This is a genomic window from Kitasatospora sp. NPDC088783, from assembly GCF_044750705.1.
GTDB lineage: Bacteria > Actinomycetota > Actinomycetes > Streptomycetales > Streptomycetaceae > Kitasatospora > Kitasatospora fiedleri.
The window spans coordinates 144,625-170,064 of the sequence record NZ_JBIVKJ010000001.1 but is presented as its reverse complement, the minus strand read 5'-3'; the positions used below and the strand labels follow the sequence as shown (position 1 = coordinate 170,064).

Sequence of the window (25,440 nt, the reverse complement as noted above, 5' to 3'; positions counted from 1 at the left end):
CTCGGGTCCGGGTCCGGCGGCCGTCTCCTCGCGGTGCGGTCAGGCGGACACCTCCGGCGGCGTCCCCAGGCCCCCGACGAACGCGCGCAGCGCCGCGACGCGGGCCGCGACGGCGTCGGCCCGGGAGCTGCCGCCACCACCCCGCACGTCCGCCTGCTCCGACGCCTGCACCTGCACGTCCGCCTGCTCCTGCTGCGGGGCCTGCTCCTGCTCCTGCACCTGCCCCTGCTCCTGCCCCTGCCCCTGCTCCTGCTCCACCACCGGCTCCTCCTCGGGCCTGCGGTGGCGCAGCATCAGCTCGCGGCTGCGGTCGGAGCGGGTGGTGACCCGGTAGTCCCAGTCCTGGCCGTTCTCGGACGGGCCGGACAGCCGGACGGTGACCTCCCGGGGCGAGGTGCCCGGCTTGAGGTAGGTGGACGCCTCCAGGTCCCGGATCTGCTCCACCGGGTCGCTGCCGTCCCGGAGGGGGAACTGCCGGTGCATCGGCAGTTCGGCGCCCTCGCCGCTGACGGTGAGGTGCAGCACCCCGCCGCCGCCCGGCGCCGCGCCGTTCGCCGCCGCGCCGTTCGCCGTCCCGTTGCCGAGCAGCGGGACGAACGCGTCGGCGGCCGTCGCCATCGCGGCGGTGAGCAGCCCGTTGGCCGGGCCGTGGTCGGTCCACGTCTCGCGGTGGACGTCGTACGGCTGTTCGGCGGACCAGCCCTGCTCGGCGCCGGTGACCAGGTCGTCGAGGGTGAACGGCCCTTCGGTGCTGCGCCGTTCGACGTGGTCGAGCACCTTGCGCACCTCGGTGACCGGCAGCGGTTCCCCGGCGGGGGTGCCGAGCAGGTTGCCGAGCAGGCGGGCGGCGGACTCGGAGCTGCCGCCGGAGAGTTCGACCAGCCGGTGGGCGGCCCGGACGTGGGCCAGTCCCTTCGCGGTGTCCGCGGTGAACTCCCGCCCGTAGACGGCCCGTCCGAGCCGGGCGGTGCCGGCCAGCTGCTCGCGCTGGGCGGGCGTGCTGGTGGCGTGGTCGTACGGCCGGCCGCCGCCGTCCACCGCTCCGTGCACCTCGCCGAGCACCTCGTCGAACGGGCGGCTGCCCTCGGTGAAGCGCGGTTCGCCGCCGCGCCGGTCGCCGGTGAACGCGAGGTACTGGTCGCCGGGGACCTCGGAGGTGCCGGTCTCGGAGAGCGGGATGTCCACGGTGAAGGGCACCACGCCCTTCTCGGTGACCGGCTTGCGGTCGTTGTCGAAGAACGTCACCTCGACCTCGGCGTACCCCTGGTACCGGGCCGCCGGGGAGCCGAACTTGCCGTTCGAGACGGTCTGGCCGGAGTCACCCTGGCTGCCGCCCTCGCGCCACAGCCGCTGGGCCCCGCCGGTGAGCGCCGGGTTGTGCGTGACGTCGCCGGTGATCTTGGCGCCGACCTGGCCCTGGACGCCCGCGTACTTCGAGGACAGCTCGGAGTGGACGGTGCCGGACGCGGTCGTGTTGGCGGGGCTGAGCTCCACCGCGTTGTCGTTGTCGCGGTGTTCGAGCGAGACCACCTTGACGCCGACCTCGACGCCCTTGCCGCCGCCGAGCGCGACCCGCTTGGTCGGGACGGTCGCGGCGATCTCCCCGCCCTGGCTGGCGGTGCCGAACAGCGCGGACAGGTGGCTGTGCGTGGTGACGGTGCCGACCACGGGCGCCATGTCCTGCCAGGCCGACTTCCCGAAGTACTCCGGGCCGCGCAGCCGCACCAGGTCCTGGACGCCGCCGACGTCGCCGAGCCAGCGCAGCACGTCGGTGTCGCGCAGCCCGGTGTCCCAGACCCGCTCCGGCGGGACGGGGACCTTGACCGCCTCCGGCGCCTTCGCCGGGACGGTGGCCGGCGGCGCCTCGGCGGCCTTCGCGGCGGCCTCGGCCTTCGGGTCCGCGACCGGCTTCACGGGCACCGTCTCGCCGCTCTCCACGATGGTCTCGAAGCCGACCGTCGCGGTGCGCCGCTGGTGGACCGAGGGGCCCACCCACGGCTTGCGGGTGATGGTGAACTGGAGCTCCGCCTCGCCCCGGTAGGCGCTGCCGGGCAGCTTGGCCTTGGTGGCCATGCCCGCCGAGGTCGAGCCGGTCCGGACGTCGCCGTGGTCGTGGCCGCGCCCGCCGCTGCCGGTCAGGCCGGCCGTCACCGAGACCACCCCGTGGCCCACCGGGGCCGCGCCGGTCAGCCCGACGGTGCCGTTGTGGGCGGTGCCGGTGCCGTCGGTGTGCGCGAAGGTGCGCTGCACGTCGGTGCCGGCGTTGAACTCGGTGGTGCCGGAGTCGCCGAGGTGCTCCATCCGGTCGCGCAGCACGGCGCCGACCCGGACGGTGGTCCGGCCGTGCCGCACCACGATCTCGTCACCGGCGGTCATGCCCTTCAGCCGGGACTGCAGCCGGTCCGGGGTGAGCTCCTCGTCCAGCTTCCGGCTGATGCCCGTCCAGTCGCTGCCGAACGGGTTGCGCTCCGTCCCGCCCGGCCCGGACGGCCGCGCGCCGCCCCGCCCGGGCTTCCAGCCGGACTCCACCTGGGCCCGGATCGACTCGCCCAGGCTCGGCCGCTGCTCCTCCTTGCCGTCCTTGCCCTTCCGGGGGACCCGCTCCGACAGGGCGTGCACGTCGGTGACGATGGCCGAGGAGTCCAGCCGGCGGCCCTCCACGAAGCCCCTGGGCTGCTTCGCGGTGGTCCGCTCGACCGCCCCGGACACCGGGACGGCGTCGCGCTCCGGCACCGCCACCCGGGCCACCGTGTCGACCTGGTGGGTGACCGAGCCGTCGGAGACGCCCAGCCGCTTGAACTCGACCTTGACGTCGTACGCGGTGTTCACGTCGAACAGCACGGCGGGCTCGACGTGCTTGCCGCGGTTCGAGGTCGAGCCGACGGTCTCCGTGTTGCGGCCGTACGTGCGGTCCACCCGGTAGGTGTAGCCGCCCGCGACGTCCAGCACCGGGGTCTTCGCCTTGAACATGCCGCCGCCGTCCAGACGGTTGCGGCGGTCCCGCAGGTTGCCCTGACCGCTGGAGGTGCGGGTACCGGACTCGAACTCGTACTTGGACGTCGAGGAGTGGTAACTCGACTCCCCCGTACGGGCGGTGACGGTGACCTCGGCCTTCCAGGTGGTGCCGGAGACCGTCTCGGTGAGCTTCCCGCCACGGGTCAGCTGGGACAGCTGCGTCTTGAGCGCGACCCGGTCGAAGGCCGCCCCGAGCTGCTGGCGCACCTCCTCCGACGGCTCGCCGTACTTCGAGCGGACGGCCTCCTCCACCGTGGCGCGCACCTTGTCCGCGCCGCTCAGGCTGTGCACCACGTACGAGGCGTTCAGCTCGCCCTGCGCGCGGATGCGGGGCGGCGCGGTGTGCGTCGCGTCCGGCTTGGGCGTCTTCGCGGCGGCGGACGCCGCGGTGCCCTGGGCCGGGTTCTTCGGCCGCTGGAAGGAGACCGTGCCGTCCTCGGTGCGCGGCGCCTGCACCTTGACGGTGTCCCCGGCCTCCAGGCCGACCTCGACCCGGACCGGCGCCGAGGTCTCGGAACGCCCGCCCGGCAGCGACTCGCCGGGACGCCCGAAGTGCACGTCCACGGTCAGCTCCGCACCGTAGATCACCTGCGCCGCACTGTACTTGCCGTTGGCGTACACCCGGTCGGCCTGCCGGCCCTGCCCGCCCGCGCGTTCGCGCTGCTGGCCGGAACCGGTGGCCAGCAGGTCCGCGCCGGGCGTGCCCTTGGGGACGGTGCCGCCGAGCTGGCCGTTGCCCGCCACGGTGCGCGCCAGCAGCTGCCGCTCCACGCTGAACGCGCTGGACTCGTTCACCGTGTTCAGCTCGGCCTTGCCGTCCTCCCGCCGGTAGGTCATCTCCCGCACCCGGGCGGTGGCCGTGACCACCAGGTCCTCCTTGCCGGGGACCTTCACCACCAGCGGCTCGCCCCGGGTCATCCCGGTCAGCCGGGCGGCCAGGTTCGGCTGGCCGAAGCCCTGGAGCACCTGCTCGCGGACGGCGTCCCAGTCCTTGCCGAACCGCTCCCGCCCCTTGGCGTCCACCGCCTGGCGCAGCGCGACCGTCGACTCCAGGTCACGGACCACGACGCTCTCGCCGAGACCGCCCCGGTCGCCGCCGCGCCACACCGAGTCCGGCGGGCTGGTGACCTCGTGCAGCACCGGCGCCGTCCCGGCCTCGGTCTTGGCCGCCTCGGTCTTCGCGGACTCGGTCTTCGCGGACTCGCCCTTGGTGGAACTGGGCTCCACCGCATCGGACTTGACGTTCTCGGCGGCGGGCTTGGTGTCCGCGCGGTCGACCAGCAGCCGGACGTCGGCCGTGCCCGCGTCGTGCGCCGTGCCCTTGCCGTTGAAGGTCAACTCGTAGTGCACGGAGCCGTCGTAGAGCACTCCGGGCACCTTCGACTTGCTGGTCAGCTGGGAGACCCGGCTGTCACCGGTGATCTCCACCCGGTCCCGGCCCAGCCGCCCGGCGCCGCCGACGGTGGCCAGGGCCGCGCCCGGCTTCAGCACGTTCGACAGCCCGAGCTGGCCCGCGTTGCCCCGGGTGGTCGCCGTGCTGCGGACCTGCTGGACGGTGGTGCCGATGTTGAACTCGGTCTCCTTGGTCGTGCCGACCTGGTGCAACTCGCCGACCCGGGCCCGGATCTCGACCGTACCGAGGGTCCGGCCGCGCCGGTCGCTCAGCGTGACGGCGACCGGCTCGTCCGCCGTCATGGACTTCAAGTCCCGCTGGAGGCGCGCGAAGTCGACCTCGTTGAGGACCTTCTCCCGCATCGCGGGCCAGTCCTTGCCGAACTCCTGCTTGCCCGCCTGGTCGACGTGGTCGAGCAGCGCCTCCACCGGACGGCGCCCGCCCCGGCCGCCGCCGCCCTGCGGCGACAGGTCCAGCACGACCTCCTGCCCGCCGACCCGGCCGTCCAACAGCCGCTGCGGGGGCACCCGTTGCTCGCCGCCCGCGTCGACCGCCGGCCGCACCGGAACGGCCACGGTCATCCCGAGGTCCACCTGCGCGGTGCGCCCGCCGGACGCGGTCCGCACCGGAACGTCCTCGTGGCGCAGGTCACCGAAGTCCAGCTCCAGCCGCATCGTCGACCTGAACACGTCGGCGGGCTCGGAGGTCTTCGACCGCGCCACCATCCCACCCAGGTCCATGCTGACCTCGGCCTGGCCCCGGTCGTGGAAGTACCCCACCAGCTCGGCCGGTTCGGTGATCCCCGCCGTCTGCTTGGCCTGGAGGCCCACGTTGTACTGCCACTGCGAGTCGCGGTTGCCGCCGGTCGCCACCGTGCGGTCGGCGCCGTTCTCGAACTCGATCTTCTCCGTCCGCAGGTGCGTCGACTCGGTGACCCGGCCGCGCAACTTCACGCTGCCGCTCCACCCGTCACCCTCGAACGGGGCCGTCCACACCTCGCCCCGGGACAGCGCCCCGAGCACCGGACGCAGCGTCGCCGGCCCGAAGTACGCCTCGGCGAACGCCCGCGCGGCCGCACGGTCCCCCGGCACCGCGTGCTCGATCGCCGCGATCACCTGGTCCCGGACCGCGGCCTCGTTCTCGCTCAGCCCGACCACCAGGTCCGTCCCGGCGATCGGCCGGGGCGCCCCGTCCACCGCGGTCGTCTTCGCCCCCTCGGGGGCGGGCGACTTCTGCTGCTCCTGCTGCTGCTCCGGGGCGGGCTTCTGCTCCTGCTGCTGCTTCGGTTCCTGCTCCGGGGCGGGCTTCTGCTCCTGCTGCTGCTCCGGCGCGGGCTTCTGCTCCTGCTGCTGCTCCGGCGCGGTCGTGGTCGTGGTCGTCGACTTCTCGACCGGGGGTATGTGGGTCTCCCCCGGGGACGACGGCGGGACGCTGCCGTCGTAGTGGTCGCCCTGCCGGTACACCGTCACCTGCCGGCCGTCCTGGGGGCCGAAGACCGCCAGGGTGGCGCCGTCGTGGTCGAGGACGCGCAGCCGGAGGTCGAGTGCGTGGGCGGCCGCGGCGGGCAGCATCTCGCCCGGGTTGGTCCGCCAGCGGGACTCCCAGCCCCGGACGGTGTCGAGCAGCGCCTGCCGCTCGTGCGGGAACGGGGGCGGGGCGTTCTCGGTGAGGTGGGCGCCGACGATCTCCCGCAGCTCGTTGATCGGCAGCCCCCGGTACCCGTCGCGGTCGGCGACCGGGAGGTACTCGAGCAGCTGCCGCTCGGTCGCGTTGCCCCGGGCGACGAAGTCGTTGCGGTAGTTGGTGACGACCTCGGTCGGCCAGTGCTCGGGGGGCAGTGTGGCGAAGTGCTCCTCGACCACGGCCTGGAGCCGCCGGGCCGCACTCCCGTTGCCCGCCAGCTCGGGCAGGCCGACGGCGAGCGAGTGGAGCAGGCAGAGACCGTCCGCCGAGACCTTCACCAGCGGCCCGGCCGGCGGGAACTCCGCTGTCTCGAGCGGCGGTTCGGTCTTCTGCGCGGGCGGCTCGACGACGTCCCCGGTCGTGTCCTTGACCGCGTCCTTGGCCGCGTCCTCGGGCGCGCCCTCCGACTTGACCGTGCCCTCGGACTCGGTCTCAGGCTTGACCACGGCTTCGGGCTTGACCTCGGTCTTGACCTCCGAGGTGTCCTTGGCCGCGTCCTTGACGGTCTCCTCGTCGCTCTTGCCGCTCTTGCCGCTCTTGCCGTCCTTGGCCTGCGACGTCTCGGGGGACGGCGGTCGCTGCTCGCGGACGGGTCCGGGCTGGGAGCGGAGTTCCGGCGGGGCCGAGGCCGCCCGGGGGCGGGTCGTCGCGCCGTTGCCGGGGTGGCCCCCGGCGTTGGTGGTGGGGCCGCCGACGTGGCTGCCGCCGTTGCCGCCGAGCGGGCCGCCGCCGACGGGCTTGACGGGCTGCGGGCCGGAGCCGTCGTCCTCCGGTCCGTCCGGCCGGTTCTCGCGCGGGAGTTGCTGCTCCGGCGTCTTGACGGCGGCGTCGGCCTGCTCCGAGCCGGTGGGGCGGGGCGTGCCGAACCCGTCGATGTCCATCGGGTCGGCGGTGTCGTCGTGCGGGCGCTCGCCGCCGAAGGTGCTGTAGCGCTCCATGAAGGCGGGGTCGTGCGGCCCGGAGATGTTGTTCTCGCGCGGGTCGGCGACGGAGGCCCAGACCGTCCAGTCCTGGGCGAAGTGCTCCGGCATCGACCCGTTGGCGGTGGTGACCTTGCGGTCGGTCAGGTCGGCCCAGCGCAGCGTGCCGTCGCGGTCGTGGACCAGCGCGACGGCGTGACCGTCACCCTGCTTGCCCGCACCCAGCACCGTGGCGAAGGTACCCGGACCACCCGCCTTGACCTGCTCCATCAGCTTCTGGACGGCCGGACCGCCCTCACCGAACAGCGCCGGACCGTCGTGCCGCTTCCACAGCGTGTTGCCGGGAATCGGCTCCACCGTGCCGTGCAACGTCTGCCCGGACACCCGCGGACGCCCGAAGTGGGTGTCCCGGTACGCCTCCACGTTCTCCAGGCACGCGTTCAGGTCGTTGCCGCGCCGGAAGCCCGCCTCGGCGTTGACCGGCTCCTGGTGCGGATTGACCTTCTGGAGCAGCGAGTTGCTCATCGCCGGGTGCACCTTCGGCTCGCCGCCGAGGTAGCCGACCAGGTCCTGGCTCAGCGGGTGCTCCGGGCCGAACGAGCGGTAGCCGCGGTCGTTCATCACCCCGTCGGTGTTCTCGTACGCCGGGGTACGGCGCCGCTTGGCGTCCCGCTCGGCGGTCGCCCCGTCCTGCTCGTCCTGCTCGTCCCGCTCGCTCCGCTCGTTCTGCGCGTTCTGCCCGTCCTCGTCGTCCTCACGTCCGCGCTTGCGCGGGTTCGGCAGGTCCTGCGCCGTGTCACCGTCCCGGTCCACGACCATCGGGTCAGGTTCCGGCTCCGTCCGGTGCTCGACCGGCGAGGTCGGCGCCGTCGCGACGGTCGGGCTGTCCAGCTGCATCGGGTCCGGGTCGGGCTCCGTCCGGTGCTCGACCGACGGGGTCGGCGCCGTCGGCTCGATCGGGCTGTCCAGCTGCATCGGGTCCGGCGTGTGCCCGCGCGGCGTGTCGCCGCCGGGCGCCGGGGTGTGGTCGGTGGTCGGGACGTGGTCGGTGGTCGGGACGTGGTCGGTGGTTGGGGTGGGCACCGAGCCGAACCCGGGCTGGTGCGCGGTCACGGGGGCGGGCGCGGACTGGAGGTACGCGTCGGTCTCGCGGTGCAGGCCGTCGATCCAGCCCGCGTTCTGGCCGGGCTGGAACTCCTCGACCAGCGCCTCGACGTGCGATTTGAAGGAGAACGGCCTGCTGGCGGGCTCGTTGAAGGCCATCCGCAGGGCGCTCTCCAGCATGATCGCGCTGTTGTTCGCCGCCTGCTCGTTCAGCACCCCGTTGTTCCGCAGGGTGTCCGCGGCCGTCCGCAGTTGCTGGGGCGTCGTGCCGGGCTGCCGGAGGTCGGCGAGGGTCTGCTCCTGGGCCGCCAGCCGGTCGTGGAGGCCGTCGATCTCGTTGCGCACGGTGTCCCGCATCCAGCCTTCCGGGACCTCCCGGAGCAGCCGGGCGGCCTTCCCGTCGAAGCGCTGGACCTGCTCGGTGGCCACCGGGTGGTAGAGGCCCACGGTGCGTCCGGTGAACTCCGGCCCGGTGGGCGGGGTCAGGTTCAGCGGCCGGCTGCTCTGCCGCCCGATGTGGTGGTCGCCCGGGGTCTTGATGACTTCCTGGCTGATCACCTCCCAGCCGTCCGGGCCGTGCCGCAGCACGTTGGTGGCCTCGAACAGCTGGCCCTGGCCGGGCGTCACGTACTCGTCGACGCCGAACCAGTCCGTGGCGGGGTGGCGCAGCCGGAAGTCGGCGGCCGGGCCCAGGTTGGAGGTCGCCGAGTACGACTGGACGTGCCAGACCTTGAAGGAGTTCGGGCCCACGTCGGTGACCGCCAGCGCGCAGCCGTTCATGCCGCCGGTGAACACCAGCCCGTCGCCCGGCCGCGCCGGGTCGGGGTTGCGGACCACGTCGGCGCTGCCGATCGCGGCGTCGCTGACCGGCCGGCCCTGCTTGTACGGGATGTAGCCGGCCCGGACGTACTCGTGGTCGGGCTTCGGCGCGGGCAGCGCGACCCCGTTCGACGGCCGCGGGAACGACGGGTCGTGCTCCGCGTACTTCTCCCACGCCGGGGTGAGGACGTACGCGTCGCGCCCGGCCGGGGCGTTCGGGTCCCGCTCCAGGGTGAACCAGTGCTCGCTGCTGCGCTCGAACGCGTCGACGAAGGCGAACGCGTCCCGCTGCTGGAGGCCCGGGGTGCGGCTCATGACGCCGTCGGCGAAGGAGACCGAGACCGGGGTGCGGGACAGGAACTCCACCGGGTCGCGGACCAGCCCGTGCTCGGCGGTGCCGACCGGGGGCAGCAGCGGTTCGTGGCCCGGCGCGGGGTCCTGGACGTGCTGCTGCTGGTCGGTGTCCTGGTGGTCGGTCTGCTGCTGGACCTGGTCGTGCTGCGCGGGATCGTGCTGGACCTGGTCGTGCTGGTTCGTGCTGTGGACGGACGGGCCGCCGTGGTCCGTGCCCTGCTGGCCGGTGGGCGCCGTGGTGCGGGGGGCCGATCCGAAGCCGCGCGAGGGGCCGGGGGTGCCGTCGTTGCCGTGGTGGGCCGGGGTGCTGGTGCCGCTGCCCTCCGGCCGGGTGACCGGCGGGGTGTCGGCGTTCGGCTGTTCCAGGCGGAGTTCGCGTCCCGGGCCGCCCCCCTCCGTACCGGAGTAGCGGTTCAGCTCGTTCCCGTCGTGGGTGAGCACCACGTCGCGGCCGAGGTTCTTCGCCAGTGCCGTGAAGTAGGCGTCGCGGAACGGGCCGGGCGTGTCCAGGCCGGTACTGCCGGGCTTCACCAGGTTCTTGATCACGCCGTCGAGGGTCTGCTTCTCGATGCCGGCGAGCGGGCCCTGCCGGTTCCCGTCGATCCAGGTGGCGAAGTGCTTGCCGAAGTTCTTGGCGTCCTCGGGCGTGCGGAGGTCGTGCAGTTCCAGCACGCTGCGGCGGATGCTCGCCTCGTCGTGTCCGGTCAGCGGGACGGAGAGGGTCTCCGAGTCGGTGCTGCGGAAGCGGCCCATGTACTCCTCGGCCTGCTGGCCCTTGGACGCCTTCGGCGCGTTCTCGCCGGTGCTCGGCGAGCCGGTGTTCTCGTCGCCCCGGGCCTGGACCACGCCCTGCCGGCGGGCGGCCTTCTCCTGCCTCCGCTGCTGCTTCTCCTCGGCCTTGCGCTGCCGTTCCTCCCGCTCCTCGCGTTCGATCCGCTGCCGCTCCTCCTGCTGCTGCCGGTGCTGCTCGTCCAACTCGGCCTTGCGCTGCTGGAGTTCGGCGGTGCGCTCGGTGACTTCCCGCTCCTTGGCGCGGCGCTCCTCCAGCATCGTCCGGGCCTGCTCGGCGCGCTGCTCGGCGGCGTCCAGCCGGTTGCGGTGGTCGGGGCCGGGGTTGGGCTCCTGCCGGAGGTTCCGGACCTCCTCCTCCGTCTGCCGGACGAACTCCTCGGTGCGGGCCACGGACTTCCGGGCGGCGGAGACGGCGGGCTCGTACTGGCGCAGCGCGTCGCCGAGGTTCGACCTGGTCTCGCCCTTGGCGTAGTTCTTCTCGCCCTCGCGCTGCCGGTCGTCGACCCGGTCGGACATCCGGGCGGCGGTGAACGCGAGCGGGTCGAGGGTGCCGTCGCCGCGGTAGCGGCCGTCGCCGTCCGCGTTGTGGACCAGCAGCGGCCGGAACGGCGGGCGGGCCTCGCCGTTCGGGTTCGGCTCGTGGCCGGGGCGCGGGTCGATCGGGAGTCCGGAGCCGAACTTCGCCTCCGGGCGGTAGAGCCGGGAGACCAGGTCGCCGAGGTCCTTCTCGGCCCTGCTGACCCGCGCCTGGGCGGCGGCCTCGCCGTCGGTGCCCCGGACCGTCTCCAACTCGCCCTTGGCGGCGGTCAGTTCCTGGTTGAGCTTGACCGCGTGCTCCTTGAGCGCCGGCCCGGCCCGGTGCACCTCCTGGACGACCGACAGCGCCAGGCCCTCGACCACGTCCTTGCCGTGGAAGACCTCCCGGTCGAAGGTGGTCGGCTGCTTGGTGCCGCCGCTGCCCGGGTAGGTGTGCTCCCACTTGCTCTTCTGGCCCGTGGTGGTGGCGCCGTTGGCGTACTCGGTGGTGCGCACGACCTCGCCGTCGGGCAGCTTGAACTCCTGCATGGCCTTGCGGTCCAGCGGTTCGAGCTGGTCGTGCAGGGAGACCCAGCCGTCGTAGTGCGAGAGGATCTCGGGGCCGAACACCATGGTGGTGGGGCCGTAGCGGGTGACCATCCTCTCGTTGCCGACCTCCATCCGGAAGAAGGCGAAGTCGTCGTTGCCGAGGCTGCTGGTGTTGGTGCCGCTGCTCTTCCCGGACGCCATGAACTTGAAGTCGCGCCGCTTGAGGTCGCCCTGCGAGGAGAGCATGCCGGAGTTGGCGATGGCGTGGTAGGCCGGGGTGGAGTGCTTGAGCCGGTAGGGCAGGTCCTGGAGGGAGTCGTAGAGCCCCCGCAGCTCGGGGTCGGCCTTGAGGTGCGGGTCGACCTGGGCGTGCAGGTCGCCGAGGTTGCGCTCGGACAGCGCGCGGACGAAGTCGGCCCGCTTCTCCGGCGGGAGGGTCGCCAGGTCCTCGGGGAGGTTCGCCAGGTCCTCGGGGGTGAGCGTCCTCGGGTCCTCGGACTTCGGGGCGTTCGAGTCCTCCGGCTTCGGCGCGTTCGGGTCGTCGGTCCTGGGCGTCTCGGACCCGGGCGGGCGCTCGTTGCCGGCGCCGTTCCTGATCTCGTCCTGGACGGTCTTCCACTGCGTGCCGGTGGGCACGTCGGCGTACGCCTGGTCGCGGCGGAACTCGCGCAGCTTGTTCCGCACCATGTCCATCTTCTGCGGGTCGAGCGCCAGCGGGGTGCGCTGCCCCCCGCCGGTCGGGTGCGCATCGAACAGGGTCTCGGAGAGGCCGCTCAGCGGACCGTACTCGTTGCGCAGGTGGTAGAGGCCGCCGTGGTCCGCGGCACCCGTCACGTGCCCCTTGAGCAGGCGGTCCAGCTCCTGGCCCTGCCGCACCGTCTCCCGCGCGTACTGCAGCCGCTCCTGCGGCGACGGGTACTCCGCCTCGAAGCGCTGGTGGTCCGTCAGGAGTTCGAGCCGGTCGCGCAGCTGGCCGCCCTTGCCGACGATCTCGTCGCCGGTCGCCAACAGGTGCTTGCGGGGGTCGGCGACCTCGCCGTTCCCCTGCCGGGCCTGCTCGTCCAGCCAGTGCGCCCGCTCCAGCACCTTGGTGGCGGTCTGCGGGTAGTCGCTGCGGATCAGCATGTCGGCGAACTGGTGGAGTTCGGGCTGCGACAGGCGGTCGACGTCGACCTCGACCGGGGTCTTCTTCCGGGTACCGAAGTCCTCGTCCATCCACTTCGAGAACGCGTTCGGGTCGGCCGGGCCGTCCTCGGACCTGGTCCACTTGTTCTCGTCCGCGTTCCACTTCAGCTTGACCGGGCCGTCGCCGGAGGCCGCGGCCTCGCTGTCGTGCTGCTGGATGATGTCCGTCTCGTCCTGGCGCTGGCCGGAGTTCGTCACCGTGCCGAAGCCGTCGTCCGGACGGGACTGCTCGGTGCGCGGCTGGTCGGTGTGCGGCTGGTCGACGTGTGGCTGGTCGGTGTGCGGCTGGTCGGTGTGCGGCTGGTCGGTGTGCGACTGCTCCGGGACGGGCCGCTCCTCGGGGCGGGTGAAGCTGGAGTAGGTGTCCATGAAGTTCTGGTCGTGCGGCCCGGAGATGTTGTTCTCGTGCGGGTCCGCGACGGAGGCCCAGACCGTCCAGTCCTTGCCGAAGTTCTCCGGCAGGTTGCCGTCCGCCGGGGTGACCTTGCGGTCGGTCAGGTCGGCCCAGCGCAGCGTGCCGTCCTGGTCGTGGACCAGCGCGACGGCGTGACCGTCACCCTGCTTGCCCGTACCCAGCACCGTGGCGAAGGTACCCGGACCGCCCTCCTTGACCTGCTCCATCAGCTTCTGGACGGCCGGACCGCCCTCACCGAACAGCGCGGGCCCGTCGTGCCGCTTCCACAGCGTGTTGCCGGGAATCGGCTCCACCGTGCCGTGCAGCGTCTGCCCCGAGACCCGCGGACGCCCGAAGTGGGTGTCCCGGTACGCCTCCACGTTCTCCAGGCACGCGTTCAGGTCGTTGCCGCGCCGGAAGTCCGGCCCGGCGTTGACCGGCTCCTGGTGCGGGTTGACCTTCTGGAGCAGGCCGTCGCTCATCTCCGGGTGCGGCTTGCCCGTGCCGCCGAGGTGCTGCACCAGGTCCTGGCTCAGCGGGTGCTCCGGGCCGAACGAGCGGTAGCCGCGGTCGTTCATCACCCCGTCGGTGTTCTCGTACGCCGGGGTACGGCGCCGCTTGGCGTCCCGCTCGGCGCCGCCCTCGTCGTCCCGGTCGTCCCGGCCGCGCTTGCGGTCGTTCGTCCCGGGCGTGCCGGTGTCCTGGTGGGGCCGCTGCTCGACGGGACCGGTCGAACGGTTGCCGGTGGTCGACGCGGGCTCGTGCTGCGAAGGCTCCTGCCGCGCGGGGCCGGTCGCCTGGTGGTCGGTGCGGACCGGCGGCTGCTCGGGGGTCGCCCCGGCGGGCCGGCGGCGCGGGTTGGCGATCCTGCGGCCCAGCGTGTTGGTGTTCCCGCCCGCGTGCTCGCTGCCGAACGCCTCCTGGTGCGAACGCTTGGTCCCGCCCGAGACGGTCCCCGTGCCCCCGGCCTTGGGGGTACCCGTCCCCACCGGGCCGCGGGACGACCCGCCGCCCGGGTGCCCGCCGCCGCCCATCGCTCCCGGGGCGAAGCCCGCACCGGTCATCGGGGCGCCCGTCGGCGCCTGGTTCTGCGGCACGCCCGTGGGGACGGCGCCGTCGGCCAGGCCGTTCGGGGCGGTCTGGTCGGGGGTGTTCTGCGTACCCGGCCGGGACTGCGCGTGGGCCTGACCACCCGCGATCCGGGTCCCGCCGTCGAGGTGGGTGGCGCCCTCCCCGACACTGCCCAGGTGGGCGGCACCGGACAGACCGGGCACCGACCCCAGCCCACCGACACCCTGCGAACCGGCCTGGACACTCTCGTGCACCGCACCGGACCCGGCGGCCACGGACGCGGCCACCGGCTCGGGACGCGGCGCGGCGGTGTGCTCCGGACGCGGTGCGGCGGACTGCTCCTGGTGCGTCGGCACGTTCTCGTGCGCCGGAGCCGACTCCTGCCGCGGCACGGCACCCTCGTGCGCGACCGGGGCCGCCTGCTCGTGGCGCGGCGCGGCCTGCTCGTGCGCGACCGGAGCCGGCTGCTCCTGACGCGGGGTCACCGTCTCGTGCGTCGGAGCGGACTCCTGACGCGGAACCACCGTCTCGTGCGACTGCGGCGCGGCCTGCTCGTGCGCCGGAGCGGACTCCTGACGCGGAACGACGGTCTCGTGCGTCTGCGGCGCGACCTGCTCCGCACGCGGCGTCACCGTCTCGTGCACCGGCGTGCTGTTGTGCTCCGCGCGCGGCGCGGCCTGCTCGTGCGCGACCGGTGCCGACTGCTCCTGACGCGGGGTCACCGTCTCGTGCGACTGCGGGGCGACCTGCTCCGCGCGCGGCGTCACCGTCTCATGCGCGACCGGCGCCGACTGCTCCTGGCGCGGAACGGCGGCCTCGTGCGTCAGCGGGGCGACCTGCTCCGCACGCGGCGTCACCGTCTCGTGCGCGACCGGCGCCGACTGCTCCTGACGCGGAACGGCGGCCTCGTGCGTCTGCGGGACGGCCTGCTCCGCACGCGGCGTCACCGTCTCGTGCGCGACCGGCGCCGACTGCTCCTGACGCGGAACGGCGGCCTCGTGCACCTGCGGGACGGACTCCTGCCGGGGAGCGGCGGTCTCGTGCGTCGGCGCGGACTCCTGGCGCGGCATCACCGACTCGACCTTCGGCGTCGCCGCCGGGGTGTCGGCGCGGGGCGCGAAGTTGTCCTGGCTCCGGACGCCCGCCTGCTCGTGGGACGCGGGCGCGGCCGTCTGGTGCGCGGCGGAAGAGGTGGGCGCGGGGGTCTCGTGCGCGGCGGAGGAGGTGGACGCGGTCGTCGGGTGGGTGTCGGGGGTGTCCCCGGCGCTGCGGGCCGAGCCGAACGGCGTCAGGCCGTTGACCTTCGACTCGCCCGCGCCCGTCGTCCCGGAGCTGTGCCCGCCGGACGAACCGGCACCGGCACCGGCGGCCACCGCCGCGCCCGCGCCCGCGCCCGCGCCCGCGCCCGCGCCCGCACCGGCACCGGCACTCGCGCCGAGCAGCGAGCCGGTGTCGGCACTGCTGCCGTGCGTGCCCGCCCCCGATCCGCCACCGGTGCTGCCACCGCTGTCGGAAGCGGAGGAGGTCGTCCCGGACGGGCCGTGGTAGGCGCTGTCGCCGGAGGAGGTGGCGGGCTTGTTGAAGGTGGGCGGACCGTCGTGGCCCGCGCCGCCGGTGCTGCCGGTGCTGCCGGGGAGGTCGAGCTTGGGGGCCTCGGCGGGGGTGGGGGCGTTGGCGTGGCCCTTGATCGCGGAGGCGCCCGCGTGCAGGCCCGCGCCCGCGCCGCCGGAGAGGCCGGAGCCGAGCAGGGACTCGCTGTCGACCTTGCCGGTGGTGATCAGCTGGGTGGAGACGTCCGCGCCGACGCCGACCGCCGCGCCGGTGGCCATCTTGCCGGCGGTGGAGTTGAGCGCGCTCTCCGCGCCGATCTTCTTGCCGGCCGCGCCGATGCCCTTGCCGATCAGGTGGGCGGACGCGCCGCCGACCGCGCCGCCGAGGGCGTTCTGGCCGACTTCCTTCATGTCGATGCTCTTGCGGTGGCCCTCGGCCAGCTCGATGCCCTGGGCCAGGAAGTTGATCGCGGCCATCTGGGCGGCCTGCTTGGCCGCCATTTCGAGCATCTCCTTGAGCAGCTTCTTCAGCAGCTGCGAGACGACCACCCGGCTGGCCGCGATCATCACCGGCACCTCGAGCAGCGAGGCGCCCGCGGTGAACGGGGCCTCCGCCTCGGCGGTGGCCAACTCGAAGGCCAGGATGCCGAGTTGCGCGATGATCTGGATCTTGGCGGTCTCCGCGGAGTTGGCCACCTGCTCCAGCATGTCGCCCATGCCGTTGAGCGCGTTGATCGCGCCGGGCAGGTAGCCGGGGTCCTGCTCGGTGCCCTTGCCGACCGAGTACTTGTCCCAGTACGTGCCCAGGGCGTCGGCGGCGGCGCCCTTCTGGCCGTCCAGGGCGCGCTTGATGGTCGAATCAGCGCTCTGCGCCGCGTCCTTGAGGGAGTCGGCCGCCTTGCGGCAGTGCTCGGCCATGTCGCGGAGCTGGTCCTCGTCGGCCTCGGGCCAACGCGTTCCGGCGAGCAGCAACAGGACCCACTGGAGCGGCTCCGGGAGTTCGACAGCCATGGGTTCAGTGCCTTCCGCTCTGGATGGGCCGCGTGCTGATGATCGGCTGGACGGGGGCGGACGGGAGCGAGGGCGCGGTGGGCATCTGCACGGTGCTGTCGATGCCGTCGAGTTCGGAGATGACGTTCTCGTCCGCGTTCTGGTAGCTCTCGGCCATCGCCTTCAGCCCGTCGGCGATGCCCTTGAGCGCGTCGGGCAGGCCCTTGACGACGTCCATGGTGTCGTGGCTGTACTTCAGGTAGCCCTTCTCCCCCTCGGCGAACTTCTTGCCCGACTCGTCGTTGCCCCAGGGGTTCTGGGCCTCCATCGAGGGCAGGAAGGCGCTCAGCGAGCGGTAGACGTTGGCCACCTGCTCGGAGGCCGCGAGCATCGGCGAGACGGCCGCCCGGTACTGCGCCGGGTCGACCTGGAAGCCCGACCCGGCACCCCCCGATCCTCCGCCGCTCGCGGAGGACGCGCTCCGCTTGGCGGCGCCCTGCTCGGAGGACGCCGGGGCCGCCGCGTCACGGGCGACGGCGCTGGCCCGCTGGAGGGGCTGCGCGGGCTCGCCCTGCTCCGCCGCCCGTTCGAACGGCTGGAGCGGCTCGGCCTGCCCGGCCGGGACGCCCCGCTCCATGGGGCGCAGCGGCTCGGTCGCCTCCCGCGCCGGGACGCCCTGCTCCATCGGCTGGAGCCGCGCCGTCCCCTCCTGCATCGGAACGCCCCGCTCCATCGGGCGCAGCGCTTCGGTCGCCTCCCGCGCCGGGACGCCCTGCTCCATCGGCTGGAGCCGCGCCGTCCCCTCCTGCATCGGGACGCCCTGCTCCATCGGCTGGAGCCGCGCCGTCCCCTCCTGCATCGGAACGCCCCGCTCCACCGGCTGCAACGGCACGCTCTCCGCCCGCTGGAACGGCTGCAGGGGCTCCAGCGGGGCGCTGTCGGGGATGACCGTGCCGACCCGCAACCGGGTGGGCTCGATCGCTTCCTCGGGCAGCAGGCGGGCGGTCCGGGTGGGCTCGGTCAGCGCGTCGGCGGTGTACCAGGCCGACTCGTCGTTGCTCATGGGAGGGTTCCTTCGTCAGGGCGGGCGCGGCGGGCGGCGGGCGCGGGTCAGTCCGCGGCGGGTGCGGCCAGCCGGGAGAGGGCGGCGCGCAGGAACGGACTGGGCACCTGGTAGCCGCCCTCCTCGCGGAGCGGGGCCCGCTGCCCGGTGGCCGCCGCCCCCTCCGCGGAGGCGGAGCCCGAACCGGAGCCCGAGCGCGAGCCCGACCCGGACCCGCCCCCCGCGCCCGCGCTCGCGGCGGACGCCACGGTGGCCTCGGGCGCGTCGGGGTGGCCGCGGCGGGCGGCGGCGCTGCGCGAACGCTCCAGGTAGGCGTCGTCCGTGCCGCCGGAGCTCTCCGCCGGAGCGGTGGTGCCGGTGGTGCCGGTGGTGCCGACGGTGCCGACCGGGGTGTCCGTCGAGGCGTCCGACCCGCCCGCGGCCCGGTCGGAGTCCGACGCGCCGTCGGTCCCGGTGCCGTCGGGGGTGCCCGCGCCGCCGCCGAGCAGGACGCCGGCCAGCTGGTTGATCATCTCGCTCTCGCTGGTGGGCCCGGCCGGGGCGGTGGTGGTCGGCTCGGGCTCGGGGGCGGCGAAGGTGCCCTCGGCGCGGGCGTCGTCCAGCCAGCGGCGGCGGGCCCGGTGCCAGTGGCGGTCGCGCGGGTCGACGTCGGCGGCCTGGCCGAGGATGCCGGCGTCGCCGAACAGCTCCTCGTCCTCCTCGCCCTCCTCGCCGAACCGGGTGGGGCTGACGAAGCGGTTGCCGCCCTTGTGGTCCTTGCCGCCGCCGCGCCCGCCGCCGCCGGTGCCGGGCATGTGGCCGCCGGCGCCGGCCGCGCCGGTGGCTCCGGTGCGGCCACCGGTGCCGCTGGTGCCGCCCGCGCCCAGGACGCCCGCGCCGGCCCGGCCGACCGCGGAACCGGCTCCGGCCGCGCCCTTCGCGGAGGCTCCGCCGGCCGCGCCGAGGCTGCCGGCACCGGCGCCGCCGCGTCCGGCCAGCGCGCTGGTGCCCGCGCCGATGCCGCCGCCCGAGCCGCGCAGGGTCGATCCGCCGAGGCTGCCGGCCCCGCCGGCGCCGGGGCGCAGCGCGGAGCCGCCCGCGCCGCCGACGCGTCCGGCCGTGCCGCCGGCCCCGCCGAGACCGCGGCTGGCCGTGCCGCCCGCGCCGCCGACGCCGCGCCCGGACGCACCGCCCGCGCCGCCCGCACCGCTGGCGCCGCCGAGGCCGAACGGGCTGCTGCCCGTCCCGCCGAACGGGGTGAGGCCGCGGCCGGTGGTCGAGCCGCCGACGCCGCCCGCGCCGCCGAGCGAGCCCAGGGTGCCGCCGAGGGCGCCGCCGAGGTTGAAGCTGCTGCCGGTGCCGCCGCCGGTGTTGGTGCCGCCGATGCCGAGGCTGCCGGGGTTGCTGGGGCTGTAGCCGCCGAGCGGGCTGTAGCCGCTGCCGCCGGTGCCGCCGCCCGCGCCGCCGCCGAGGTCGCCGAGTCCGGCCAGGCCGAGGGAGCCGGCGCCGCCGGTGGAGAGCGGGGTGAACACCGGGGCGGAGCCGCCGCCGCCGGAGCTCGAACCGCCGCCGAAGCTGGGCAGGTTGGGGGTGAGCGGGGTGAAGGGCGCCAGTCCGGAGCCCGAGCCGCCGCCGGCCCCGCCGCCGCTGCCGCCGCCGAAGCCGCCCGCACCGCCGACTCCGGCCATGCCGCTGTACGAGCCCGCGCCGCCGACCCCGCCGCCCGCGCCCCCGCCGGTGCCGCCGAGCCCGTCGAAGCCGCCCGCGCCGCCCGCGCCGGCCGCGCCGCCCAGGCCGCCCGGGTTGCCGACGCCGCCCAGCGCGCCCGTGCCGCCGAAGCCGTCCGCACCGCCCGGCGCGCCCGGGGCGCCGGTGCCGCCGAGCCCGTCGAGGCCGGTCGTGCTCGGGGCGTACGGGTCGCCGGGCAGGGTGCCGGCCCGTCCGCTCATCGCGGTCATGGTGCCGTCGGCGCCCGTCCCGCCGGTCCCGCCCGGGCCCGAACCGCCGCCCGCGGACGTCCCGTTGAGGGCGCAGGTCTGGCCCATGCCGGTCATGTCGGTGATGTGGCCGGCGCTCTGCCGGAGCATGCCGTCGACGTTGTTGCCGACCTGCCCGATGTACTGGTGGTAGACGGCGGCGGCCTGCTTGACGCCCTCGGACTGCGCGATGTCGTCGTGCTTGCCGGCCGGGTGGGCCTCCATGTACTCCTTGGCGTACTGGAGTTCGCGCACCATCTCGGACTTGGTGCCGCTCACCGCCTGCGCGGCGCCCTGGAGCGAGTCGGCCATCGCCAGGCCGGACTGGAGGGTGGTGGCGACGTGCGAGCCGTCCCCGGCGGCGAACTTCTGCAGGTACTGCGCGAAGCTGTCGGCCGCGGGGCCGGACATGCTGGACATGGCCCGCTGGGCGGCCTCGGTGATCGCCCGGACGTGGGTGTCGGCCACCTCGTTCCAGGCTTTCCAGGCGTCGGCGAGGGTGGCGAGCAGGTCCTCGTCCCCGTCGGGGAAGGCGATGTCCGCGCCGTTCTCGTTGCTCTGGACGGTCTTGAGGACTTCGGCGAGGTCGGCGGGCAGCTCGATCATGGCGGCAGGTCTCCGGAGAGGGGAGGTCGGGTGCGGAGCGGGTGGCCGGTGGCCCGGGGCCGGTGCGGCGCGGTCGGCGGCAGCGGCGGACGGTGCGCGGTGGTTGGTGCGCGGTGCGCGCCGCCCCGCGGCGGCGGGACGGCGCGGACGGTGCGGACGGGCGGTGCCGGGCGGTGGCCCGGTGCCGCCGCCCGGCGGTCCGTCAGATGACTCTCGGTCCGGCGCCGCCGGCGTAGCCCGGCCGCATCAGCGGGTTGGGGTGGTTGTAGTCGAGCTCGGGCGCGTCCGGGTCGTGGTAGCCGACGCCGGGGTTGGTGTCGCCGATCGGGGTGATCGGGGTCGGCGGCGGGGGCGGCGTCGGGTGCTGCACGCCGTCCGGTTCGAGCAGCGGCCGCAGGGGCGCGTCGGGCAGCGAGGCGGGTACCGCCTGGACGCCGTCCGGTTCGAGCAGCGGCAGCCGGGGGCCGTCGGGCAACGAGGCCGGAACGGTGCCGACCGGTGTGGTGCCGACGGTCGAGGAGAGCGCGCCGGGCAGCTGCGGGTCGGTCGGCATGGCGCCGGTGTCGGTGATCCGGCCGATCACGGCGGCCTGTTCGTCGTCGTTGGCGCGGTGCCGGGCGACCATGCTCTGCAGGTTCTCGCCCACCGCGGTGGCGTTCTGCATCAGGGTGCGGATGCCCGCGAGGACCTGTTCCTGGTGCTGGGCGAGGCCGCCCACCGAGGAACTGCCCCCCAGCAGCGCTTTGCCGAGCAGGTCGGTTCCGTAGACGGACTCCTGCACCTGCTTGACCGCGGCCTCCAACTTGTTGGCCGGTCCGTTCAGTTCGTCCAGCAGCCCCATGATCTTCTTGGCTGCCGCCTCGACCTCGTCGAGGTCGATCCACACCGTCTTCTCGTCCGCCACCGCACACCTTCCCGAACTCCGCCCGCCCCCGGTCGGTACGCGTCCGCACCGGTGGCCCGGTCGGGCATGCAAGAACACCGGAGCCGGGTACGGCTCCGGACGTGCCCGTGCCATGCCCGCACCGGCCCTTTGATCCCAGGCAACCCTAACCTGCTGCATGAGCGCGCACAGCCAAGCCAGCGTGCCGGGATGACGTCACGTCATCCCGACACGAGCTTCGCAGAGCTTTCCGTCTCCGCAAGGGGCTGGAAAGCATGCATCAGGTAAATTCACGGCGTGAAACCGTAAGGGAAGTAAAGAGCGGAAGTGCGCACTCCGGGTGTTTCGTGGAGATCCTGGGGAGATCGGGCGCTAGAGGGTGACGGCCCCGCTCGGGGTGACGATCCGCAGGCCCGCCTCGTCCAGCTCGATGGCCAGTGGAGTGCCGTCCAGGGCCGCCTCGTTGAGCAGCGTCGCGCTGGAGAGGTGCCACAGCCGCAGCGTCCCGGCGGCGTCCCCCGCCGCGAGCAGCGCCTCGCCGTCGAACTCCCGGCCCACCACCGCCCGCACCGCCGCGCCGCCGCCGGTCAGTTCGGCGGTCCGGCTGCCGTCCTGGACGTCCCAGACCAGCACCGTGCCGTCGCCCGCGCCCGCGATCACCACCGGACGGCCGCCGATCTCGGCGAACGCCACCGCCTCGGCGGGGCGCGGCAGTCCGGCGCAGACCGGCCCGGCCGCGCCGCTGCCCGCGTGCCACAGCCGCACCGTCAGGTCCTCCCCGGCGGTGGCCAGGATCGGCTGCCCGCCGGCCACCGTGGCGGCCAGCGCGGTGAACGGGCCGCGCCCGGTGGCGAAGCGGCGGCTGTCGGCGCCGGTGGCGGCGTCCCGGACCGAGAGCGCGCCGTCCCGCCCGGCGGAGGCCAGCAGCGGCTGCTCGCCGGGGGTGAAGGCGATCCCGGCGACCGGCCCGGCGTGCGGGACGGGCAGCGGCAGCGCGCCGCCGTCGGCCAGCCGGTGGCTGCGGACGGCGCCCGCGACGGTGCCGCACAGCAGCAGGTCGGCGGTGAGGTCGAGGGTGTGCACCGGCCCGCCCTCGCCCGGCAGGTCGAGGAGTTGGCCGCCGGTGGGGGCGTCCCAGACCGCGATCGAGCCGTCGCCGAACCCGGCGGCCAGCACCGGACGGCCGTGCAGGGTTCCGGCGGCCAGCGCGGCCAGCGGGCTGCCGGGGCGTCCGGCGGGCACCGCGGCCGCGGCGGCGGGGCGGCCGGTGGCGGCCTCCCAGACGGTGATCCGGCCGGTCTCGTCGCCGGTGTAGAGCAGGTCCTCGACGGCGGCCAGGCCGGTGAGCCACTCGCCGGCCGGCCAGCCGTGCAGCGGGCGGCCGTCGTACACGTCCCAGGTGCGGACGGTGCCGTCCAGCGCGCAGGAGGCCAGCACCGGGCGGTCGTCGAGGGTGGTGAAGGCGAGGCCGGTCACGGTGCCGGTGTGGCCGTCGAGTTCGGCCACCGACTGGCCGGTGGCCAGGTCCCACAGCCGGATCCGGCGGTCCTGTCCGGCGGAGGCCAGCACGGCCTGGTTGCCGACGGTGAGCACGGCCAGCGCCGCGACCTCGCCGCGGTGGCCGACCAGCAGGTGCATCAGCTCGCCGGTGCCCGCGTCCCAGACCCGGACGGTGCCGTCGGGGGAGGCCGCGGCCAGCAGGTCGACCCCGGCGCAGTGCGCGGCGCGCAGCGCGGTCGCGCCCTGCCCGCCGGTGGGCAGGGTGCCCAGCACCCGGCCGTCGTCGGCCCGGACGGCCCGCAGGTCGCCGGACTGCCCGGCCGAGAAGGCCACCGGGATGTCGCGGCAGACCAGCGCGGCGACGGCCTGCGCGCCCTCGCCGCCGGTGGTGCCGTGCGCGACCCGGCCGGTGGCGGCGTCCCAGACCTGGACCGAGCCGTCGGTGCTGCCGACCGCGAACAGCGAGCGCCCGCCGGCCTCGCCGAGCGCGACGGCGGTGGGGGCCAGCCCGGCGTCGGCGTCGGAGCCACCGAGCGGGGCGGCGTCGTCCAGCGCGGTGAGGCCGAACGCGCCGTCCTCCTCGACCAGGGCGTACGCGGCGCGGCCGGCCACGGTGCCGACGGCGGCGGCGCTGCGGGCGGTGCCGACGGCGGGCTCGGTGCGGGCCAGCACGGGGGGCAGCGCGGCCGGGGCGGCGGGCTCGCCGAGGGCCTGGTCGAGCAGCGCGACGAGGGTGGCGGCGGCGGCCGGGAGGGCCGCGTCGGTGCCGTCGGTCCACTGCCGGTCGGGCTGGCCGGGCTGGCCCTGGATGGTGAGCCGCCGGGCGGCGGCCGGGGTGCCGTCCGGGGCGGGGGCGGGGGCCTGGCCGGCTCCGGCGAGCACCCGGCGGATCAGCGCGGGGTCGATCCGGCCGGTGCGCTCGCGGTCGGCGCGGGTGGCCCGGAAGGCGCCGTCGGCGGTGATCACCAGTTCGCCGAGGCTGCCGTCTTCCAGCCGTACGCTTCCTGACATGTCGTCACTCCTGGTTCGGTGCGGGGAGTTTGGGAGCCCCGTGGGTCAGCAGAGGTCTTCCGGTACGAGTGTCGCGTGCACCGCGTCGTGCAGCCGGTGGGTGCGGGAGCTGCGGAACAGCGCGGGGCGGTAGCCGGCCCGGCGGAAGCCGATGGCGGCGCCGGTGAGCTGGCTGGGCATGTTGTCGGCGGCGGCGAAGGCGTCGATCCGGCGCAGGCCGATCCGCTCGAAGCCGAAGCGGCACACCAGCCGGAGCGCGGCCTTGGCGGTGCGCAGTCGGCGGTGTTCGGGCAGCAGCCAGACGGCGACCTCGGCGCGCTCCAGCTCCGGGTCGAGGTTGACCAGTTCGGCCCAGCCGAGGGCCTCGCCGGTCTCCGCCGACTCGACGGCGAAGTAGGCGGCCCGGCCGGTCTCCCAGAGCATCGGCGGGATGTCGGTCAGCCACTGCTCGGCGGCGGCGGTGTCCCGGTGCGGGACGACGGCCTGCAGGAACTCCCGCACCAGCGGGTCGTGGGTGCCGCGGTGCACCAGGGCGGCGTCGGTGGGGCGCGGTCTGCGCAGCACCAGCCCGTCGGCCGCCATCGGTTCGTCCCGCACTTCGGCGAGCGCCAGCATCGCTCCCCCCGTCCCGCCGTCCCCGACCACCTCTGCGGACCGCCCGCCGGGGCCGCCCGGCGTACCCTCCCCCGCCGTTCGACCCGCCGTCAAGTCAACCACAGCCGCCGGGTGTTTCCGCACGTCAGCGGGACGTTAGCGGAACGTGAGCGGAGCCGCGGAGACTCGGTGGCGGGGTTCGTCACTCCACGTCCCGCCGCCCACCCGGCCCACTCCTGCTCTCCCGGGCCGGGCGCCCCCGCACGGGCGGCGGGACCCGTCGCCCCTCCGGCTTCACCCCTCCAGCGCGCTCGCCCCGGCGGGCAGCGGCGCCTCGCGCAGCGCCCGGACCAGGGCGCGGACGGCGGCGGTGCGGGCGAGTTCGGGGGTGGTGACGTAGCCCACCCGGCGCGCGGGCCGGTCCGGGCCGAGGTCGGTGACGGCCAGCCCGGCGGGCGGCCGGTCCAGGCTGAGCCGGGGCATGACGGCCATGCCGAGCCCCTGGGCGGCGAGCGAGAGCACCACGGTGTCGTCGGAGACGTTGATGGTGGCGGTCGGCAGCCAGTCCTGGCGCCGCCACCAGTCGGCCGTGTACGAGCCGCAGTTCTCGTCCCAGTCGACCAGCGGCAGGCCGCGCGGGTCGGGGTGGCCCCGGCGGTGGACGAGCGCGTACTCCTCGCGGTAGAGCGGCGCGGCGAGCAGTCCGGGCAGGGTGGCGGTGGTGCCGCGCGCGTCGAGGGTGGCCAGGGCGAGGTCGGCCCGGCCGTCGGCGACCTCGCCCGCGGTGCCGCGGCCGAGGTCGCGCACGATCCGCACCTCGGGCACCAGCGCGGGGCAGCGGGCCGCGAGCACCGCCAGCACCGGCGGCAGCACCTGGACGGCGGCGCTGCGGAACGCGGCGATCCGCAGCGGCCCGCTCGGCCCGGCCCCGTCCCCGGCGGCGGCCTGCCGGACCTCGCCGGGGAGCGCGGCCAGCAGCCGCAGCACCCGCCGGGCGTGCCCGGCCGCCCGCTCCCCGGCCGGGGTGGGCCGCGCGCCGCGCCGCCCGCGCTCGAACAGCACCGCGCCGAGTTTGCGCTCGCAGCCCCGGACGGCGTGCGACACCGCGGACTGGGTCAGCCCGAGCCGTTCGGCGGCGGCCGTGAAGCCGCCGCTGTCGGCGACCGCGACCAGGATCCGCAGTTCCTGCGGGAGGAGATCGTCTGCCACCCGCGCAGCCTAGTTGCCCGGTCGGGCGGCGACCTGGCGGCCCGGCGCGGGCCGGACGCCGGACGCCGGACGCCGGACGCCGGACGCCGGACGGTGGACGGTGGATGGCGGACGCCGGACGGTGGATGGCGGACGTCCGGGCTCGGCCGGACCGGACCGGCGAGCAGGGGCCAACTCGGCCCGTCGGTACGGCGGCTGGGACCCGACGGGCCGTCTCCGGCTGGTGTACGTTCGGGTCCGATCGGTCCCCGCCGGTCAGCCGGTCAGCCGCCCGGCTTCCCCCT

General features: G+C 75.2%; 7 protein-coding genes. All 7 read right to left on the bottom strand.

The genetic code is table 11. The features are described from left to right. Positions 1-39 precede the first annotated feature (39 nt). The 7 genes from ACIP60_RS00685 to ACIP60_RS00655 all read right to left on the bottom strand — a co-directional run bounded on the left by ACIP60_RS00685 (position 40) and on the right by ACIP60_RS00655 (position 25,156). Positions 40-16,356 carry a hypothetical protein gene (locus ACIP60_RS00685; RefSeq protein ID WP_400678684.1) on the bottom strand — a complete coding sequence of 5,439 codons (16,317 nt, stop codon included), beginning with the start codon at positions 16,354-16,356 and terminating at the stop codon, positions 40-42. A 4-nt stretch (positions 16,357-16,360) separates the two neighbouring features. Next, positions 16,361-17,398, bottom strand: coding sequence for a hypothetical protein (locus ACIP60_RS00680; RefSeq protein ID WP_400678683.1), 1,038 nt, complete (start codon positions 17,396-17,398; stop codon positions 16,361-16,363). 47 nt (positions 17,399-17,445) lie between these two features. Next, a complete protein-coding gene (locus ACIP60_RS00675) occupies positions 17,446-19,959 on the bottom strand; it encodes a hypothetical protein (protein ID WP_400678682.1) in 2,514 nt (837 codons plus the stop codon). 202 nt (positions 19,960-20,161) lie between these two features. Further along, positions 20,162-20,863, bottom strand: coding sequence for a hypothetical protein (locus ACIP60_RS00670; RefSeq protein WP_400678681.1), 702 nt, complete (start codon positions 20,861-20,863; stop codon positions 20,162-20,164). A gap of 351 nt (positions 20,864-21,214) precedes the next feature. Beyond that, positions 21,215-23,353, bottom strand: coding sequence for a WD40 repeat domain-containing protein (locus tag ACIP60_RS00665; RefSeq protein ID WP_400678680.1), 2,139 nt, complete (start codon positions 23,351-23,353; stop codon positions 21,215-21,217). 45 nt (positions 23,354-23,398) lie between these two features. Beyond that, positions 23,399-23,968 carry a GNAT family N-acetyltransferase gene (locus ACIP60_RS00660; RefSeq protein WP_400678679.1) on the bottom strand — a complete coding sequence of 190 codons (570 nt, stop codon included), beginning with the start codon at positions 23,966-23,968 and terminating at the stop codon, positions 23,399-23,401. A gap of 273 nt (positions 23,969-24,241) precedes the next feature. Beyond that, the gene (locus ACIP60_RS00655) at positions 24,242-25,156 is read right to left on the bottom strand and encodes a LysR family transcriptional regulator (RefSeq protein WP_400678678.1); all 915 of its coding nucleotides are present in this window, start codon (positions 25,154-25,156) and stop codon (positions 24,242-24,244) included. Positions 25,157-25,440: the final 284 nt, after the last annotated feature.